The following is a 17,006-nucleotide window of genomic DNA, read 5'->3' as shown; positions in this document are numbered from 1 at the left end:
AACAGAGAGATTCTTCGTTACACTCAGAATGACAAAAAAACTACACGTATTTAACTGCGTTAAGGAATATTCTTAAGCCGAGCGGTTCAATGTTTTTATTCCTGTTCCAATACGGGTGCTGGGTATTAGATATAAACCTTTCCGGGTGAGGCATCAATCCGAATATTCTTCCACTCTGGTCGCAAATTCCCGCAATTTTATTCATTGAGCCGTTTGGATTGTAAGATTTATACTGTAACGCAATTTGCTTATTCTTTTGTAAATCTTTTATTATCTTGTCTGCGCCGACAAACTTTCCTTCGGCGTGAGCAATCGGCAAGTCCAGCTCTTTTATCCCTTTGGTAAATATACAACGACTGTCGGGGGCTACAAGATTAACCCATTCACATTGGAAAAGCCCGGAAGTATTATTCGTAAGAGTAATAGTTTGTTCGCCTAATTTTCCATAAGGCAAAAGCCCGAGTTTTACCAATATTTGGAATCCATTGCATATTCCAATCACAAGTTTTTTATCGGATACAAACTTGTTAAGCTCATCGCTTAGTCTGTGTTGTAATTCATTTGCAAGGATTTTGCCTGCAGAAATATCATCCCCGTAAGAAAATCCGCCGGGGAGAACCAGAATGTCATAATCTTTTATCTTTTTCCCCTGGTATAACAATTCGTTTATATGTACTAATTTAGTTTTTGCGCCGACTTTTTCAAAAGCATAAGCCGTTTCCATATCGCAGTTAGTTCCCGCAGTCCGTAGAATTATTACGTTTGCCTTGCTTCCGGAAGAATAATTTATTTTGCGGGTTTCGGGGAGTTGAGCCTTGAACTGGGCAGTATGCGTTTTAATCGGGGCTTGCCACGCTTCTTTTAGTTTAGTGATTGCAGTTTTGACAACCGTGGTTTTATTTAAGCCGATTACTTCCAATTCCGGCTTTTTGATTGAAATTCCGATTTTGCTAAAATCGCACCCTTTTAGTAACTCTTCAAATTTTTGTTCATATTTCTTTTGTACTTCAACAACAAATCTTGTGTTAGATTCAGAGAATAATATTTTCGTATTACTTGAGATTTCTTCTCCCAAAACTACTTTGCCAAGATTTATTTTCATCCCGATGTCGTTTCCGAAACACATTTCCGCGCACGCCACTCCGATACCGCCTTCAGAACAATCGTGACAGGATTTTATAAAACCTGAAGTCATTGCTTGATGTAATTTTTTCAAAAGTGTTGGATTAGGACGAACCTTTGGCGCTTTGTTTCCGATAGCGTCTTGAGAAGCATAGTAATGAGAACCGCCAAGTTCATCGTAAGTCTTGCCAATTATATATATTGAATTGTCCGGTTCTTTAATATCCGAAGAGACGGCATTGTTTACGTTATCGATTATTCCAATCGCCGATATAAGTAAAGTCCCGGGAATTGCAGTTGTTTTGGCGCCTACCCTGTATTCATTATATAAAGAGTCTTTGCCTGATATAAACGGCGCCGAATAAGCTTTTGCCATATCACAGCATCCCTGGACTGCTCTTGTGAGGGAGCCAAGCACATCGGGTTTGTCGGGGTTTCCCCAGCAAAAATTATCTAATAATGCTATTTTGTCGGGATTTGCGCCAACTGCCACGACGTTTCTTATTGCTTCATCTACGGCAGACGCCGCCATCCAATAGGGATCAACGTCGCCATATTTAGGGTTAATTCCGCAGCCGACTACGGTTCCTTTTTCCGAATTTAATAAAGGTCTTATAACGGAGGCATCCGTCGGAGCTCCGTTACCCATTATTGATTTGCAAACCGTTCCCCCTTGGACTTCGTGGTCGTACTGGCGAATAATCCATTCTTTACTGCAAACATTCCACATTGAAAGCAAAGCGCACAATTGAGAAGATAAGTCTGCGCGTTCTCTTATTTTTGGCTCGTTAAAATTAACTCCTTTTGGGGCTGTCCATTTGGCAGATTTTGTATTTAACGGGACTCCTTTGTGAAGGAATTCCATATTTATGTCGGCTACAGTATTGCCTAAATATTTAAGCAACAGGGAATTATCATTCGTAACTTTGCCAATTACAGTTGCTTCTAACGATTCGGAAAAACATAGTTTTAATAAGCTGTTTATTTTTGAACGTGGAACGAAAATGACCATCCTTTCCTGTGCTTCGGATATCCATATTTCACGATAAGACAAACCCGAATACTTTAAAGGTATTTTATCCAGGTCTACTTCTGCGCCGTGTTTTTTTGCCATTTCTCCTATCGCAGAAGACAATCCTCCTCCTCCGCAATCCGTAATGTCGCGGTACAAGTCAAGATCTCTTGCTTTTAGCAGTACGTCAGTTACTTTCTTTTCGGTTATCGGGTTTCCGATTTGCACTGCGCCGGAAGAAAGTTCTTCGGACTTTTCGGTCAGTTCAACCGAAGCAAACGTCACGCCGTGTATGCCGTCCCTGCCGGTTTTTCCGCCCAGGAGTACGATTAAATCGCCGGGCACGGTAGTTTTTTTGCATTTGTCTTTTGGTATTAAACCAACCGTTCCGCAATATACCAAAGGATTTCCCAGGTAACGGTTATCAAATAAAACGGCTCCGTTTGTAGTCGGAATTCCCATTCTATTGCCGTAGTCACGGACACCGGAAATTACGCCTTTCATGGTTTTTGACGGGTGTAGAGTGCCTTGAGGTAAATGTTCCGAAGGAAAGTCGGGTTCGGCAAAGCAGAAGATATCCGTATTCATAATGGGTTTTGCGCCAAGTCCCGTGCCAAGAATATCTCTTATGACTCCGCCGGTTCCTGTTCCTGCTCCACCGTAAGGTTCAATTGCAGAAGGATGATTGTGGGTTTCTACTTTGAAACACAGGTTGTATTTATCGTTAAATTTTATTATCCCGGCGTTATCTTCAAAAACCGATACGCACCAGTCAGGAGATAGATTTTCTGTTACCTCTTTGATAAGAGTGAAAAGTGGTTTGACGGGATTATCGTTTAAGGAAATATTTGATTTAAATGTTTTGTGAATGCAGTGTTCCGACCATGTTTGTGAAATAGTTTCAAGTTCTATGTCCGTGGGGTTACGCCCAAGGGACTGGAAATGTTTTTGTATCGCATAAATTTCGGCAAGCGTAAACGTGTATTGAGCGCTGATTCTGGCGAGCCTATCAGGGGTTGCGTTTACGAGTTCTATTTCAACAAGGCTGAAATTGTAAGTAGGACTGGGGACTTCCAAATCTTTCATAGACGTTATGGTGCGTTGGATGGTGTGATTAAGAAGCAATTTGTTCGTTATAAGGGTTAATTCTTTGGGTGTAAGGTTCCCGTGGAGTATGTATTTTTTGCCTGTCTGGACGCTTGATACGCTCATAATGCCGATATCCCTGATGGCTTTTATTGTGCTTTCCGTTACGGGGTCCATAACACCGGGCTTATATGCAACTTCTATGCTGTGGCACGTTTTGTCAGGATTGGGTGGCTGTGGAGTGTCGGAAGATATTATTTCGTAATATTCAACTATATTATCCGCAAGCAGATTTTTGGCTATTTTTTCTACAGTAGGAGCTAAAATATTACCCGAAACATAATAAATATAACTAGTCTCACAGTCTTTGATTTTAATTCCATACTCAGAAATGGATTTTTTAAGCGCTTCGTTTTCTGTTGTATCTTTCTTCTTCTTAATTTCTATTTTCCACATTTGACCTCCAAAATATCAAGTAACTTATTTAGACTTATAAAATATTATTAGAAAAAGTCAATTTTTTTGTTAAAAACAACAAAGAATATGCTACAAATCCTAATGTAACCATCGAGCGCACAGAGAAAATAACAAAAAATAGAATTTTTGGACGCAGATTTTCGCGGATAAATTAGGATTAAAAACACAGATAACAGAAATTTTCACGCAAAGATGCAAAGAAGAGAGTTAATACAAACCTGCTGACAATGAAAAAAAATTGTAGGACAAAGCGGAATTTATCCCGCTATGGCTTTAATCTGTCTTTTGTTGTTAATCCTACACCTTTTCCCTCTGGGTTGATTTTTTGTATTCCGTTCTTTGCGAACTTTGCGTTCGGTCCGCCTCAGGCGGATTACCCCGCATACTTTGCGGGGCGGTGAACCATTTTTTGGTACAAAATTCTTTAAAACCTTGACGAAAAATAATAACTAAAATATATTATATTTATGCAACTTTTTTATACTCCACCTGAGCGTATCTCTGAAAACAGACTTGAAATAATCGGGGAAGAAGTAGTTCATATAACAAAATCGTTGAGACATAAAGTGGGAGATACGATAAAAGTCGTGGATGGAAAAGGAACGGAATATACCGTAATAATAAAAGAACACAGGAGAGACAATCTGGTTTGCGAGATAATTGAAAAACACAGCGGATTGATTAACAATAAACGAGAACTTACGTTGTTTCAGGCGATTCCAAAACAGGGAAAGATGGATTTTGTTATTGAAAAAGCAACGGAATTAGGAGTAAAGAGAATCGTGCCGATTATTACAAAATATTCCGTTTGTGTGCCCGGCAACGAAGAAAATAAACTAAGACACTGGAATAATATAGCCGTAAGCGCAATGAAACAATCTATGGGTGTGATTGTTCCGAAAATAGCCGGGTTAATAAACTTCAATGTTGCCGTAGAAGAGATTAAAGATTTTGAGCTGTCGATTATTGCGCATAATGACAGCAATTCCAGATACATAAAAGATATATTACCCGACTGCCGTCAGGCAAGTAAGGATGTCAGGACCAGCTCTTTATTCATTGGCCCGGAGGGTGGGTTTAGCGAAGAAGAAGTAAAACTTGCCATAGAAAAAGGCGCAATTCCTGCGTCTTTTGGAGTTAAAAGACTGCGCAGCGAAACTGCCGCAATAGCAGGGTGCGTGCTGTTACTTATATGAATCCTTACGAACCAAATTTTGTTCCGGATGTGTCCAAAACCACAAAGAAAGAGTATGTTCCACGCTCTCTTCCGGACTGTGTAGACGTGGCATTGCCGGCGGGTGTTTTTACTTATGAAGTGCCGGAACAATTGCGTTCCGTAATAAAAATAGGAATGCTTGTCGAAATCCCGTTTAATAATAAAAAGACATGCGGATGGGTAGTTGGCATAAAAGAAAAAAAAGAACTGTCCCACATTAAGAATATAAAAGAGTTGTTGAGACTATGTTCTCCCGAATCTTTGATTTCCGTTGAGTTGATGGAGCTTGCAAAATGGATGTGCACTTATTACCAGTCTAACGTAGGTGCAGTTTTGAATCTTATGGTGCCTCCGTTTACGGAATCAATGCCGATTTTTTCTTCCGAAACAAAACCGAAACTTAACCTTTCAAAGGAAAAAGCTCCCTTTATAATTAATGAGGCGTTAGAGGCAAAAAAATTTAAAGTTGTATTACTGCAGGGATTAAACAGGGAAGCTATTTATATCAAGACAATAAATGAGGCATTAAGTTATAATAGAGACGTAATATTTCTTGTCCCGGGAATAGATTTGACTGCAAAAGTAGGCGTTTCCTTAGAAGAACAATTTGGCAAAACGGTTGCTTTTTTACATTCAGGGTTAAAGAAAAAGGAGAGGTGGCTTGAGTGGTCGCGCATAAAAAAAGGAGATGCGAAAATAGTCGTAGGGACAATGAGCGCAGTTTTTGCTCCCGTCAATAAACTGGGAGTCATAATTCTGGATGAAGAAAACAATTTAAGAAGTTATAAAAGCGATAAACATCCTCATTATTCCGCTCAGACGGTATCCGTAATGAGAGCAAAAATAGAATCCTGTTTATATGTAGCAGGCAGTACAATGCCAAGCGTAGAAGCATTTTATAATACCGAGCAAAAGAAAAGCGCTCTTTTTAAGTTAACGTCTATAAACAGAACGCCAAGAGTGTCCATAGTTGATATGAGAGAAGAAGCGGACAGGCTTTTATCCCAGAAATTAAAAGCGGGATTAAAAAGATATGTAGATAATAAAGAGAGAATTCTTTTGTTTTTAAATCGCAAGGGATTTTCGTCTTTTGTAATGTGCGAAGATTGCGGGTATATTCCGGAATGTCCGAAGTGCAGTATTCCGCTTACTTATTATAAAGCGGATGCGGACAGCACAAGGTCCCATTTTCTTAAATGTCATTACTGTGGATATGCAATGGAAGCAATAGGATATTGTCCCAAATGCAAGGGAATACATTTGACTCGCAAGGGAATAGGAACGACACAGGTAGAAAGAAGATTGAAAAATCTTTTCCCGGGGGTAAATGTTTTCAGGTTAGATTCGGATAATGTTTCCGGTGGGTATATAACTCATATCTTTAAGGCTTTTGAGACGGGGAAGATTCAGGTTTTAATCGGAACGCAGCTAATCGCAAAGCCTTCGGAATTACCTGATATAGGTTTATTTGGGTTAATCTCTGCGGATACGTTTTTGAATTTCCCGGATTTTCGCGCTCCTGAAAGGGCATATCTGATGTTTGGAGAACTGATAATGAAGTCAAAAGAAGCCATTATTCAAACGTATAATCCCGGACACAGGGTGTTACAACATTTACGTTCGAGTAATTATGCTGGTTTTTATAATGAGGAGAAGAATATAAGGAAAGAACTTAATTATCCGCCATATTCACACCTTATAAAAATAACTGTCGAGGGGCAAAAGGATGATATATTGCAATCCAAAGCAGAGCTTATTGCGAACAAATTAACGGAACTGAATTTAAATTTTATAGGACCATCTTTTGCCGCTGAAACAAAAACTCGCAAGGCAAGTTTCCTTATCAAAATATCCAATCCCGCAACAATATCCTTAACGGAAAAATTACCGACAGGGGTAAAAATAGATATAGACCCAATAGAATTTACTGTTTGAGTGTAGCCGTTAAAGCTACCCAGCATAACTGGATATCAATCCCTAATCACTATCGTTCAAGGGCTTGTTATGCAACTACGATACAAGTGACAGTAGAGCTGACACCGTCTATTTCATGTATTCTTTCAGCTACCAATTCTCCAAGTACTTTCAAATCTGCAGCTTCTACGTAAAGAATTACATCATAGATTCCCGTTACCATATGGGCTCTTTGAACTTCTGTCATTGTGCGGACAGATTTTAATACTTCTTCTGCTAAGCCAGCCTTTAGCTTTATAAGAACATAAGCTCCGATTTTCACTATGCCTCCTTTACCAAAAACAATATTATTATTTTAGAAATTTAAAGACAAACTCCTTTATTGTCAAGAAAATTCATTTCAAGAGTTTTAACATATAGAAATCTTAAATTGGTTGTCGTTGTTTTTTTGATTGACATATATTTATTAATTCTTATCTTTTAATAAGTATATGAATAATCACAGGGAACATCTTGAGGAGTTGGAAACCCAAACGCTTGCTTCTTTTGCAATGCATTCGAAAGATTCCAGGGGTAGGCGATACGATGAACCGCAGGACGAATACCGCACCTGTTATCAAAGAGACCGCGACAGGATAATTCACAGTCCGGCGTTCCGCAGGCTTGAATACAAAACGCAGGTTTTTGTTAATCACGAAGGAGATTATTACAGAACAAGATTAACCCATACGATAGAAGTAAACCAACTTGCAAGAACGGTAGCAAGAACGATGAGATTGAATGAGGATTTGGTAGATGCAATATCGCTTGCGCACGATATCGGACATACTCCTTTCGGACATACAGGGGAAGAAGTTTTGAACGAATTGATGAAAAAAAATGGCGGGTTTTTTGAGCATAATCACCAGGGGTTAAAAGTTGTGGATGAATTTGGTGGGAGATACCCTGATTTCAAAGGCATTAATTTAACTTTTGAAACCCGTGAGGGAATAATAAAACATAAAAGCTTATACGACAAAGCGCCGGAAATAAAAGAATTTCACCCCGGGCTTGCGCCGACGCTTGAAACGCAAGTTGTAAACGTGGTGGATGAAATAGCGTATAACTCTCACGACCTTGATGATGGACTTAAGTCAGGGTATATTAGCATAAAACAATTAGAAAAAGTTAAACTCTGGAATAATATATATAATAGTGTGGGAATAGAAGATGAACGACTTCGTAAATATAAAACCATACGCGAATTAATAAATACTCAAATAAAAGACGTTATCGGTAATACTGAAAAACAAATAGAAAAACATAACATAAAAACAGTAGAAGATGTAAGACAACATAAAACCCCTATTATGAAATTTAGTTCGGAACATCAAATTTTACAGAAAGAATTGCAGGATTTTTTGTATGAAAATCTTTATAAACATAAGAACACCGTAAGTTTAAACGAAAAAGCCAAATTATATATTACAGAATTGTTTAATGCGTATGTTAATGGCGACAGACAATTACCTGTTTATTTTGGAGAGCTTGCCCAAAAAGATAAATATAGCGCAGTATGTGATTATATAGCAGGAATGACGGATAGATTTGCACAGCAGGAATATGAACGGTTAGGTGTAAAAAAAGGGTAGATTGGGGCAACCGCCCCAATCTGATGAGAGCAGAAGCTCTCATCTAGCCCTGGATAAAGAAAATCCAGAAAATAAAAAATCAGGAGGAGAAAATGGGGAATGATAAAAAAATAGGGAAAAAAGAAATAATAAGAGCGTATATAACAGTACTCCTTATTGCGGTGTTGTCTGTTTTTATGTTTGATAAACCGGAAACGATACGACTTATTGTGTTATGCGCGATATTTTCTTTAGGCGTGTATCCAATTTGTTGGATACTCTGGAACAAGTATTCTAACCATAAAAGAAGAAAAGAAATAAGAATATTATTAGTTGTTTTTTCCGGCATATGTATGCTTGTTCTACATTTTGCTACTAAGTTATTAATAAAGTAAGTATTAAGAATTAATTTTTAAGAGGAGGAGAAAAATGTATTTATTATTAAGCTTATTTATTGCAGGGGTTACTTCTGCTGCTACTCCCGAAGAACTAATTAAAAACAGTCCTACAAAAGCGCAATACCCTAATGCTGGAGCAGTAGTGCTTCTGGACAGGCAAGTGTTAAAAATAAACGAGGACAAAACAAGTTCTATGTCCCGCGAGTTAATAGTTAAGGTTTTCGATGACAGGGGAAAAGCGGAATACGGCGACATTAAAACTCATTATAATTCTGGAACGCAGAGTTTCGAACTTATAAAAGCCTGCACTTATACTTCGGACGGCAGGGTTGTGAAACCGGAGGTTTCTGCAATTACAGACCTTTCTGCTCCTGAAGTTCTTAATGCGGCGGCTTATACAAACGCAAAAGTAAAAATAGTTTCTTTCCCGGCGCTTGAGCCTAACGCAGTAATTGATTTTAAGTATAAACTAACAAATAAAAAAGATAAGTATTTTTTCGGGGAAGTAGTGTTTACAGGCAAGGAACCGACATTAAGAAAAGAGTTTAAGATTATAGCGCCTAAGAGCATTAAATTTAAACACATTCTTATAAACAGCGATGTTGTTCCCCTGATTGAAGAAAAAGGAAATACAACTACATATTTATGGGTTATAGGGAATATAGTCCCGATAGTTACGGAGCCAGATATGCCCGCTTTTGCAGAGATTGCACCAAGACTTGTTTATAGTTCTTTTGATTCGTGGGATGAGGTATCGAAATATTTGAGCGAGCCTTTTTACAAAAATATGGTAATAAATAAGAGAATGGGCGATGAGTTAAAAACTCTTGTAAAAGGCAAGACTCCGGAAGATATAATAAGAATTTGTTTTCTAAAAGTAATGACGGAATACAGGAACATTAGAATTCCTGTCGGCGATGCCGGATATACCCCAAACAAGGCAGACAAAGTTTATTATAATAAGTATGGCGATTCACGGGATAAGGCAGTTTTGCTTTGCGCTTTATTAAAAGGCGCGGGCATTAACGCGTCTCCTATGTTTATAAATAAAGACGGAGTATCTCTTATAAAGGACATTCCATCCCCGACTATGTTTAACTGGATGCTTGTTGTGGTTCAGCATGAGGCGGGATGGTTTTTGTTGGACCCGTTGGCAACGACTGCCGATTTAGGATATATGCCGGAAGAGGTTCAGGGAGTAGAGGGATTGATTTTGTTCAAAGATTCTTATGTTTTTAAGCCAACTATGACAATGCAGGGGGACAAAAACCTGTCTTCTTCTTCAATGCATCTTGTTCTCTCGGACAGTGGAGATTTAAAAGGAGAGATTTTTACGGAATTAAGCGGGTTGTATAGTCGCAGGGCGCGTTATGCAATGCAGGACAAAACACCTAAAGAATTGAATATGATGCTTGAAAACAGTACAAGCAGGTTCGGGACAAGCGCTAAATTTGTTTCTCATTTTGTATCCGATTTAAAGGATGTTACGGTTCCCGTGGAGATAAACGTATCTTTTGAAACGCCAAAGTTTTTCATACCTGAAGGCAAAGAAATGAAATTTTTTATCCCCATTAATCCATTTAGTTTTTCGGATATTGAAAGTTTTGTCGGGTTGAGCAAGAGAAATTATGATTTGCGATTACTAACGGCACGCGTTATAGAAGAAAATACGGATATTACCATCCCGGAAGGTTTTGTGTTGGACGGTTCGCCCAAAGTCGTAGAGATAGAAAATGAATTCGGGAGTCTTAGCATTTCCGAAGAGATGCAATCAAATAAAATAGTTTATAAATCCAAGTTAGAAATAGCGGCTCCTTATATACCGGCTACGGATTATGACAAATTTGCTTCCTTTGTTTCAGAATTTACAAAACCTCAGACTCGCTGGGTAACGTTGAAATATTCAGGTGCGAAAACAAACTCAACTCCTGCAGACAAAGCAGTCAAACATTTAGAGAAAAAAGCAAGCTCGCCCAAGACAGGGAAATAAAAAATGAATAATATCATTTCCAAAAAGAGGGTAGGTTGGAGCACGTGCTCCAACGATATTGTTGTCATTCTGAACGCAGTGAAGAATCTACAGAGTTGCTTCGGGCAGAGGATGTTATCTTACGTTAGACAAAAAGAAAAAACTTTATTCTTTATCTTTTTATCAATTTTATCAGTGCCTGCTTTGTCTGAATCAAATAGGTGTCAGACAGGGACTAACGATTGTCCATTGCCTTTTGTTGTTAAATCGTCTGTTTCCGGGGGCAAAGGGTCTATGTCTCCTTTTCTTTTTAAAAAGAAAGGGCAGGAAAACGTATCAATCGTTCAATCCACAAATCCTTCCTTGCCTTATCCTATTGCGCTTGACCAGTCTCCGTCTAAAGAGGATATTGAAAATATGGTCAGGTATGCCCTTAGTCTGCTTGGTGGAATGGATAAATTTGTCAACGGGTGCAGTCTTGTTGTTATTAAACCGAATATCGTTGAACTGGAATCAAGCGGAACAGGCGTTGTAACGGATGTCAACGTTATCAGGGCGGTTGCAAAACTTGTCTTTGAGGCTAATCCTACTGCGCATATTATAATTGGTGAAGCATCCGGCGGATGGTGCCCGAGCGATACTTTTAAATGTTTTCCCGGTACTCCGTCAGGCGATGGGTTTGCGTTAGCCGGGTATAGAGATATGATAACGGATTCCGTATTCACGGGTAAAAAAATTGATATCGTGGATTTAAATGTCGATTCTTCGGATACGGTATTTGTTGACCCGCCTTATTATGCACGCGAGTCATATTCTATTCCAAAAACCTTACTCAGAGCTTCTTGCATTATAAACATTCCGGTTATGAAAATTCATTTTACCGGGATGACTGCTTGTTTAAAAAATAACATAGGTGTTTTGCCGGGTAACGTTTACGGTTGGTATAAAGCGGTGGGGTATCCGTATCCCAGTAATTCCGGTCTTAAACATAGCCGTGACATAAAAGATGAAGAAATTGTTGATATTGCTTCGATTACGAGCAAGAAAATAAAACTTAACGTAGTAGATGCTATTATGTGCAGGGAAAAACATAAAGGAAATGCCGGGCTGCCAAAACGAAGAAACATGATTGTTGCGGGTGAAGATATGGTCGCAACGGATAATGTATGCGCCCGACTTATGGGATTAAATCCCGATGATATTGAGCATATAACTCTGGCAGGCATTAAAGGTTTTGGAATTAGTAATACTGATTCTATCAAGATTCTCGGGGATTCCATTGCCGGGGCAAAAACAGAATTCATAAAAGACCCTGACCCGGATGGTATTTTTGGGCAATCAAATCGTGTATGGATTTTTTCGTTGCCTTTTTCTAATACGGATATTGATTGTGATAATTTAGGCGGTGAAACTGCTATCCTGCCTGAACCCGGTCAAAATAACTGGACGCAACCGCTTTACTTTTTTGACGACTATATTAATCTTGCGACTTTAACTCCCGATTCCAACAATACGATTTATGCCCATACTTATTTTTATTCTCCTGTTTCGGAATCGGCAGAGTTGTGGATTGGCTCGAATGAAGACATTAAAGCATTCCTTAACGGGACTGAAGTTTATCGTTTCAAGGGGGAGCGGACACATAATTTACCCAATGATATTGTTCCAATTGTCATACAACAAGGTTTAAATCGTCTTCTGGTTAAGGCTGTTAACACGAAAGGGGCTTTTGATTTTTGTCTTAATATTTGTGGAACGGATGCAAGAGCTGATTATCATGGCAACCGGGTTTGGGGCTTGAAGTTCTATCCCGACTCTACGCTTACGGGTGTATCCGAAAAAATTAGTATTTCGCCAGTTTATGTGAATGTTATGCCCAATCCTTCTATGCGTGAAATTATTTTCAATATTTATAATAACAAGAAGGCTTCGGTTCAGTTGAAGATTTTTGATTTACAGGGAAGATGTGTTAAAGAAAAAGTATGCCTGTCCGCCTCAGACGGAGCAGTAAACGATAACAAAGCTGTAAATCAGGCTTTGCGTTGGAAATGGAACCCGGACAAGAGTATCCCGGCGGGTGTTTATTTTTATACCGTGAAAATCGCGGGTAGTGATGCAAAAGAAATAAAAGGTAAGATTGTTTTGTTGAAATAATTGTGAATAAATGAATAAATAAAGAGGGGGAAAGATGAAAAGATTCACGGCAGTTGCAGTTTTGTTGTTTTCTCTTGGGTGTGCAAATAAAGCGGCGATTGAAACGGGAAAGCCCGTGGAAAGCGTTTTGCTTAAGTCTAAGTTTGTGCCCGACGATACTACTTTTTACAAACAAAGCACTACCTCCAATATGACAATGGAAATGCGAGGTGTTTCGCAAACAATAGATATGAATATAGAAACCGAGCTTTTATATGTTGTTAAAGATACCGGGGAAGTTACAAAAATGGATATCGTTTTTAATAAAGTTGATAATTCGGTTAGAATGGGAGATAATGTAAGCAACAATAAAGAAGCGAATACTTTACAAGGAAAAACAATTACTCTTAATATGGACAGGAAAGGCAAAGTATCTAAAGTAGAAGGACTTGAGGGAATAGATTTTTTCCGTAAATCCCTTGGAAAGCCTGAAGAACAATTCGGCTCACAATTTGATTTTTTGCCGGATAAAGAAGTTAACACAAATGACAGTTGGACGGTGGAATCGGACATTCAAAAAACAACTTATATGTTTACGGGTACGGAGAATAAAGAAGGATTTGAGTGTGCTAAAATATCCATTAAAGGAGAACTTAACGTTGAAAAACCCCTGGAAATGCCGGGAGTTAAGGCAAAAATAAAACTGAAGGGAACGTTTACGGGAAACAATTGGTTTGCGGTGAAAGAAGGAAAGCTAATAGAATCAAAAATCTCCACTTCAATGGAAGGCGAACAGGAAATTCAGAAAGAATCAACTTCTATGAAAATACCGGTTTATATTGACCAGACCGTGAATGTGAAATATCAAAAATTAAATATCAAAGATCAAAATTAACAAATCTCGAAAAATACTCGGGACCATAGTAGAAAAAGAGTTGCACAAAAGAGGGCACAGAGAACAAAAAGAAGAATAAAGCAGGAAGAATTGCAAACAAATAGAATACAAACGAAAAACAAAGAAAACAGGCAGATAAAAATATTTAAATTTTTATATTTAATTTGATATATGGTAATTAGTTGTCATCAACCTAATTATATCCCGTGGGCAGGATATTTTTGTAAGATGAAGGAATCCGATATATTTGTATTGTTGGATTCCGTTCAATTTCCAAGGGGAGTATGCAAGGGAACTTCGTGGGTGAACCGTAATCGTATAAAAACTTCAAATGGCGAGTTGTGGCTTACCGTACCTGTGAAAAAGAAAGGCAAAGGCTTACAAATTATCAAAGACGTAGAGATAAACAATAATACTGACCTGCCTGATCCGCCTCAGGCGGACTGGAGAAAAAAACATTTCTTAAGCTTATGGCATTTTTATAAAAAAGCACCTTATTTTAATGAGTATATAGATTTTTTTGAGCATATTTATAATACTCACTGGGACAAACTTGTGGAGTTAAACGTTGCAATTATAAAACAGATAAGTATATGGCTGGATATAAAAGCACAAATAAATTGCAGTTCAGAACTTGGGTTGACAACAAACAAGACACAATTGCTTGTGGATATTTGTAATTATTTTAAGGCGGATACTTACATTGCCGGAGCAGGTGGGGCTAAGTATATGGATTTATCCTTATTTGAAAATTCAAAAATAAAGGTAAGGGATTATCGTTTTAGAGGCGTTCCGTATCCTCAATTTTGGGGAAATTTTGTTCCGAATTTATCCGTAGTTGACATTTTGTTTAATTGTGGTAAAAAAGGATTTGAAATGCAAATTCCGCCTTGGCGGGACAGGGAGGTAGAATCATTATGAAACTTTTAATTTTCTTTTTAATTGCTTATTTATGCGGTTCCATTCCGTTTGGATATATAGTAGGAAAAATAAGAGGCGTAGACTTAAAAAAAACGGGTTATAAACGGGTAGGGGCATCGAATGTCTATAAGTCGGTGGGGTTTATACCCGCAGTTTTTGTTTTCTTTGCCGATTTTATTAAGGGAATTATACCTATACTCATAGGCAAATGGATTGGCTTGCCCGAGGTAACAGCTTCAATGGGGGGTATTTTTGCTATTATTGGCCACAACTGGCCTGTATGGTTAAGGTTTAAAGGTGAGGGCAGGGGGGTAGCAACTTCTTGTGGGTTGGTATTTTTTTTATTCCAAGGGAAACGGTGTTCCTTATAATTATATTTGTGGTGCTTACGCTTACTCTTAAAAGTTCGCCGTTACCGTTTTTTATTTTTTTCTTGCTTATGCCTGTTATGGCTATGAAGTTTAAAGAACCGGTTTGGTTAATATGGATGGCGGTTAGTATATTTGGGCTTTTTGTATTTAAAAGGGTTATAGGGAACGTGAAGTTACTGAAAGACAGAAAGACAGCCTTAAATCTTATTTTATTTGATACGATAAAACGGGTAAATGAAAAAAGTTGACAAGTTATTTATATAAGATTATGTATGTTTATAATTGTATTAATATAACATAATAAACAAACAGGGTAAAAATATAAGATAGAGGAGGAAAAATGGGTGGAATGGTAGCGTATTGGAAAGCTGGCGGAGTTTTTATGTGGCCTTTACTTGGTTGTATAATAATGGGAGGGGCTTTCATAATAGAGAGGATAATATATTTTGCATTGGCAAAAGTAGATGCGAACAACTTTATGATAGAGCTGAAAGCTATTATTAAAAAAGATAACGTAGACAAAGGAATTGCATACTGCAAAACCAATCGTTCTCCTGCGGCACGAGTTGCAGAGACAGCGTTAATTGCATATAAAAGAGTGGGACCGAATAAAATGTTAATAGAGGACGAAATTGTAAGAACCGGGAATACGGAACTTTTGTATCTTGACCGTGGAATGCCCATAATTGCTGCGGTAATTTCAATAGCTCCTGTACTCGGGTTCCTTGGAACGGTTTCGGGTATGATTCATGCATTCCAGGCAATAGCTATAGCAGGGGAAGTTGAGCCTACGCTTGTCGCGACCGGTATTTCGGAAGCATTGATAACTACAGCGGTAGGATTATCGATAGCGTTTCCGGTGCAAAGTTTTCACGTGTTTTTTACGATGAAAAGCAATACACACATTAATGATATGAACAACACAAGTGGTGACGTCGTATCGTTTTTAATAGAAGAAAAACCATAATAAACAGAATGTGGATTGCGGATTTTAGAATGCGGAATTAAAAAATAAAGAATGAAAATAAACAAACCTAAACCGGTTAACCCGGCAATACCGACGGCATCTATGGCAGATATCTCGTTTTTGTTGATTATTTTCTTTATTCTTACAACCGGGTTTATTACGGAAAAAGGATTACAAATTGTTTTGCCGGAAAAAGGGCAGGAAGTAAAAATCAAGAAAGAAAATATAGAGAACATCTTTATAAATGCGGCCGGGCAAGTTATGATAGGAGATATGGAAGTTCCTTTGCCTGATATAAAAGGGAGAGTGGAAAACCTTCTTACCGCGAATGATTCTCTGATATTCTCTTTAACCGTAGATAGAAAATGTCAATACGACAAAGTAATAAAAGTATTTGACCAGTTAAAGCTTGCGAATGCGGAAAGAGTTGCATTTGCTCCGCCCAAAGAGATAGAGGCGACAAAATAAAAAAGAGATTATGAAACTATCAAAGCCAATAGCAATAAATTCGGAAATCCCAACTTGTTCAATGGCAGACATTTCGTTTTTGTTGATAATATTTTTTATTCTTACGACGGTATTTATAACTGAACGAGGTATTCAGGTTGCGCTTCCTCTTGCGCAGGCTGCCAAAAAATTGCCAAAGAAAAATATTGCGCATATATGGATTTCCAGAGAGGGGGCAATATCTATAGATGATAAGATAGTAAAAATAGAATATGTAAGTTCTATGATGGAAAGGAAAATAGCAACTAATCCGGACATAATCGTGTCCGTTCTCGTAGATAAAGACGCAGAGTATGGTTTTCTATCGGATGTTTTCGAGAGGCTTAAGGAAGCTAAAGCTTTGCGAATTTCCCTTGCGACATTAAAAGAAAATAGTTGAAAAACCTATTGACAAAAGATAAAGTTTGA

15 protein-coding genes are annotated in these 17,006 nt (G+C 38.1%); 13 read left to right on the top strand and 2 right to left on the bottom strand.

Going from position 1 to position 17,006, the window contains the following annotated elements:
* Positions 1 to 40 precede the first annotated feature (40 nt).
* Positions 41 to 3,676, bottom strand: coding sequence for a phosphoribosylformylglycinamidine synthase subunit PurL (gene purL, locus WC614_04980; protein ID MFA5032357.1), 3,636 nt, complete (start codon positions 3,674 to 3,676; stop codon positions 41 to 43).
* 488 nt (positions 3,677 to 4,164) lie between these two features.
* Between purL and WC614_04975 the strand changes: the two genes are divergently transcribed.
* Together WC614_04975 and priA are read left to right on the top strand one after the other, a co-directional pair.
* Positions 4,165 to 4,893: an RsmE family RNA methyltransferase gene (locus tag WC614_04975; protein MFA5032356.1), complete on the top strand. Its 729-nt coding sequence runs from the start codon at positions 4,165 to 4,167 to the stop codon at positions 4,891 to 4,893.
* On the top strand, positions 4,890 to 6,848 hold the full coding sequence (priA, locus tag WC614_04970) for a primosomal protein N' (GenBank protein MFA5032355.1): 1,959 nt from the start codon (positions 4,890 to 4,892) through the stop codon (positions 6,846 to 6,848). The genes WC614_04975 and priA overlap by 4 nt, the downstream gene beginning before the upstream one ends.
* A 67-nt stretch (positions 6,849 to 6,915) precedes the next feature.
* On the opposite strand, the gene WC614_04965 is transcribed toward priA, so the two are convergent.
* Positions 6,916 to 7,149, bottom strand: a complete 234-nt coding sequence (locus tag WC614_04965) for an Lrp/AsnC ligand binding domain-containing protein (protein MFA5032354.1) — start codon at positions 7,147 to 7,149, stop codon at positions 6,916 to 6,918.
* Between the two features lie 169 nt (positions 7,150 to 7,318).
* On the opposite strand from WC614_04965, the gene WC614_04960 reads away from it, so the two are divergent.
* The 11 genes from WC614_04960 (at position 7,319) to WC614_04910 (ending at position 16,977) form a co-directional block, all read left to right on the top strand.
* Positions 7,319 to 8,458 carry a deoxyguanosinetriphosphate triphosphohydrolase gene (locus WC614_04960; GenBank protein ID MFA5032353.1) on the top strand — a complete coding sequence of 380 codons (1,140 nt, stop codon included), beginning with the start codon at positions 7,319 to 7,321 and terminating at the stop codon, positions 8,456 to 8,458.
* 92 nt (positions 8,459 to 8,550) lie between these two features.
* Positions 8,551 to 8,832, top strand: a complete 282-nt coding sequence (locus WC614_04955) for a hypothetical protein (GenBank protein MFA5032352.1) — start codon at positions 8,551 to 8,553, stop codon at positions 8,830 to 8,832.
* A 34-nt stretch (positions 8,833 to 8,866) separates the two neighbouring features.
* The gene (locus WC614_04950) at positions 8,867 to 10,825 is read left to right on the top strand and encodes a DUF3857 domain-containing protein (GenBank protein MFA5032351.1); all 1,959 of its coding nucleotides are present in this window, start codon (positions 8,867 to 8,869) and stop codon (positions 10,823 to 10,825) included.
* Positions 10,826 to 10,828: 3 nt separating this feature from the next.
* Positions 10,829 to 12,958 (top strand): DUF362 domain-containing protein, encoded by a 2,130-nt coding sequence (locus WC614_04945; GenBank protein ID MFA5032350.1) that lies wholly within the window; start codon positions 10,829 to 10,831, stop codon positions 12,956 to 12,958.
* A gap of 34 nt (positions 12,959 to 12,992) precedes the next feature.
* Positions 12,993 to 13,832: a DUF6263 family protein gene (locus WC614_04940; GenBank protein MFA5032349.1), complete on the top strand. Its 840-nt coding sequence runs from the start codon at positions 12,993 to 12,995 to the stop codon at positions 13,830 to 13,832.
* Between the two features lie 171 nt (positions 13,833 to 14,003).
* Positions 14,004 to 14,753 carry a WbqC family protein gene (locus WC614_04935; protein ID MFA5032348.1) on the top strand — a complete coding sequence of 250 codons (750 nt, stop codon included), beginning with the start codon at positions 14,004 to 14,006 and terminating at the stop codon, positions 14,751 to 14,753.
* Positions 14,750 to 15,124 carry a glycerol-3-phosphate acyltransferase gene (locus tag WC614_04930; protein ID MFA5032347.1) on the top strand — a complete coding sequence of 125 codons (375 nt, stop codon included), beginning with the start codon at positions 14,750 to 14,752 and terminating at the stop codon, positions 15,122 to 15,124. Before WC614_04935 ends, WC614_04930 begins: the two co-directional genes overlap by 4 nt.
* Positions 15,112 to 15,372, top strand: coding sequence for a hypothetical protein (locus tag WC614_04925; protein MFA5032346.1), 261 nt, complete (start codon positions 15,112 to 15,114; stop codon positions 15,370 to 15,372). Before WC614_04930 ends, WC614_04925 begins: the two co-directional genes overlap by 13 nt.
* 92 nt (positions 15,373 to 15,464) lie before the next feature.
* On the top strand, positions 15,465 to 16,091 hold the full coding sequence (locus tag WC614_04920; protein MFA5032345.1) for a MotA/TolQ/ExbB proton channel family protein: 627 nt from the start codon (positions 15,465 to 15,467) through the stop codon (positions 16,089 to 16,091).
* A gap of 51 nt (positions 16,092 to 16,142) precedes the next feature.
* Positions 16,143 to 16,559: a biopolymer transporter ExbD gene (locus tag WC614_04915; GenBank protein ID MFA5032344.1), complete on the top strand. Its 417-nt coding sequence runs from the start codon at positions 16,143 to 16,145 to the stop codon at positions 16,557 to 16,559.
* Between the two features lie 10 nt (positions 16,560 to 16,569).
* Entirely contained in the window at positions 16,570 to 16,977 is a 408-nt protein-coding gene (locus tag WC614_04910) for a biopolymer transporter ExbD (GenBank protein ID MFA5032343.1), read from the top strand.
* Positions 16,978 to 17,006: the final 29 nt, after the last annotated feature.

This window comes from bacterium (assembly GCA_041649255.1).
Lineage (GTDB): Bacteria > Hydrothermota > UBA3073 > JACQXS01 > JAQTXJ01 > JAQTXJ01.
Note: the sequence above shows the minus strand (reverse complement) of the source record. Positions and strands in the feature narration are given on the sequence as shown.

Excerpts from the sequence above, each read along its gene's own strand:
- WC614_04945 (MFA5032350.1), top strand. The coding sequence starts at position 10,829 with ATGAATAATATCATTTCCAAAAAGAGGGTAGGTTGGAGCACGTGCTCC.
- WC614_04960 (MFA5032353.1), top strand. The coding sequence starts at position 7,319 with ATGAATAATCACAGGGAACATCTTGAGGAGTTGGAAACCCAAACGCTT.
- WC614_04955 (MFA5032352.1), top strand. The coding sequence starts at position 8,551 with ATGGGGAATGATAAAAAAATAGGGAAAAAAGAAATAATAAGAGCGTAT.
- WC614_04915 (MFA5032344.1), top strand. The coding sequence starts at position 16,143 with ATGAAAATAAACAAACCTAAACCGGTTAACCCGGCAATACCGACGGCA.
- WC614_04935 (MFA5032348.1), top strand. The coding sequence starts at position 14,004 with ATGGTAATTAGTTGTCATCAACCTAATTATATCCCGTGGGCAGGATAT.
- WC614_04940 (MFA5032349.1), top strand. The coding sequence starts at position 12,993 with ATGAAAAGATTCACGGCAGTTGCAGTTTTGTTGTTTTCTCTTGGGTGT.
- priA (MFA5032355.1), top strand. The coding sequence starts at position 4,890 with ATGAATCCTTACGAACCAAATTTTGTTCCGGATGTGTCCAAAACCACA.
- WC614_04950 (MFA5032351.1), top strand. The coding sequence starts at position 8,867 with ATGTATTTATTATTAAGCTTATTTATTGCAGGGGTTACTTCTGCTGCT.
- WC614_04930 (MFA5032347.1), top strand. The coding sequence starts at position 14,750 with ATGAAACTTTTAATTTTCTTTTTAATTGCTTATTTATGCGGTTCCATT.
- purL (MFA5032357.1), bottom strand. The coding sequence starts at position 3,676 with ATGTGGAAAATAGAAATTAAGAAGAAGAAAGATACAACAGAAAACGAA.
- WC614_04975 (MFA5032356.1), top strand. The coding sequence starts at position 4,165 with ATGCAACTTTTTTATACTCCACCTGAGCGTATCTCTGAAAACAGACTT.
- WC614_04920 (MFA5032345.1), top strand. The coding sequence starts at position 15,465 with ATGGGTGGAATGGTAGCGTATTGGAAAGCTGGCGGAGTTTTTATGTGG.
- WC614_04910 (MFA5032343.1), top strand. The coding sequence starts at position 16,570 with ATGAAACTATCAAAGCCAATAGCAATAAATTCGGAAATCCCAACTTGT.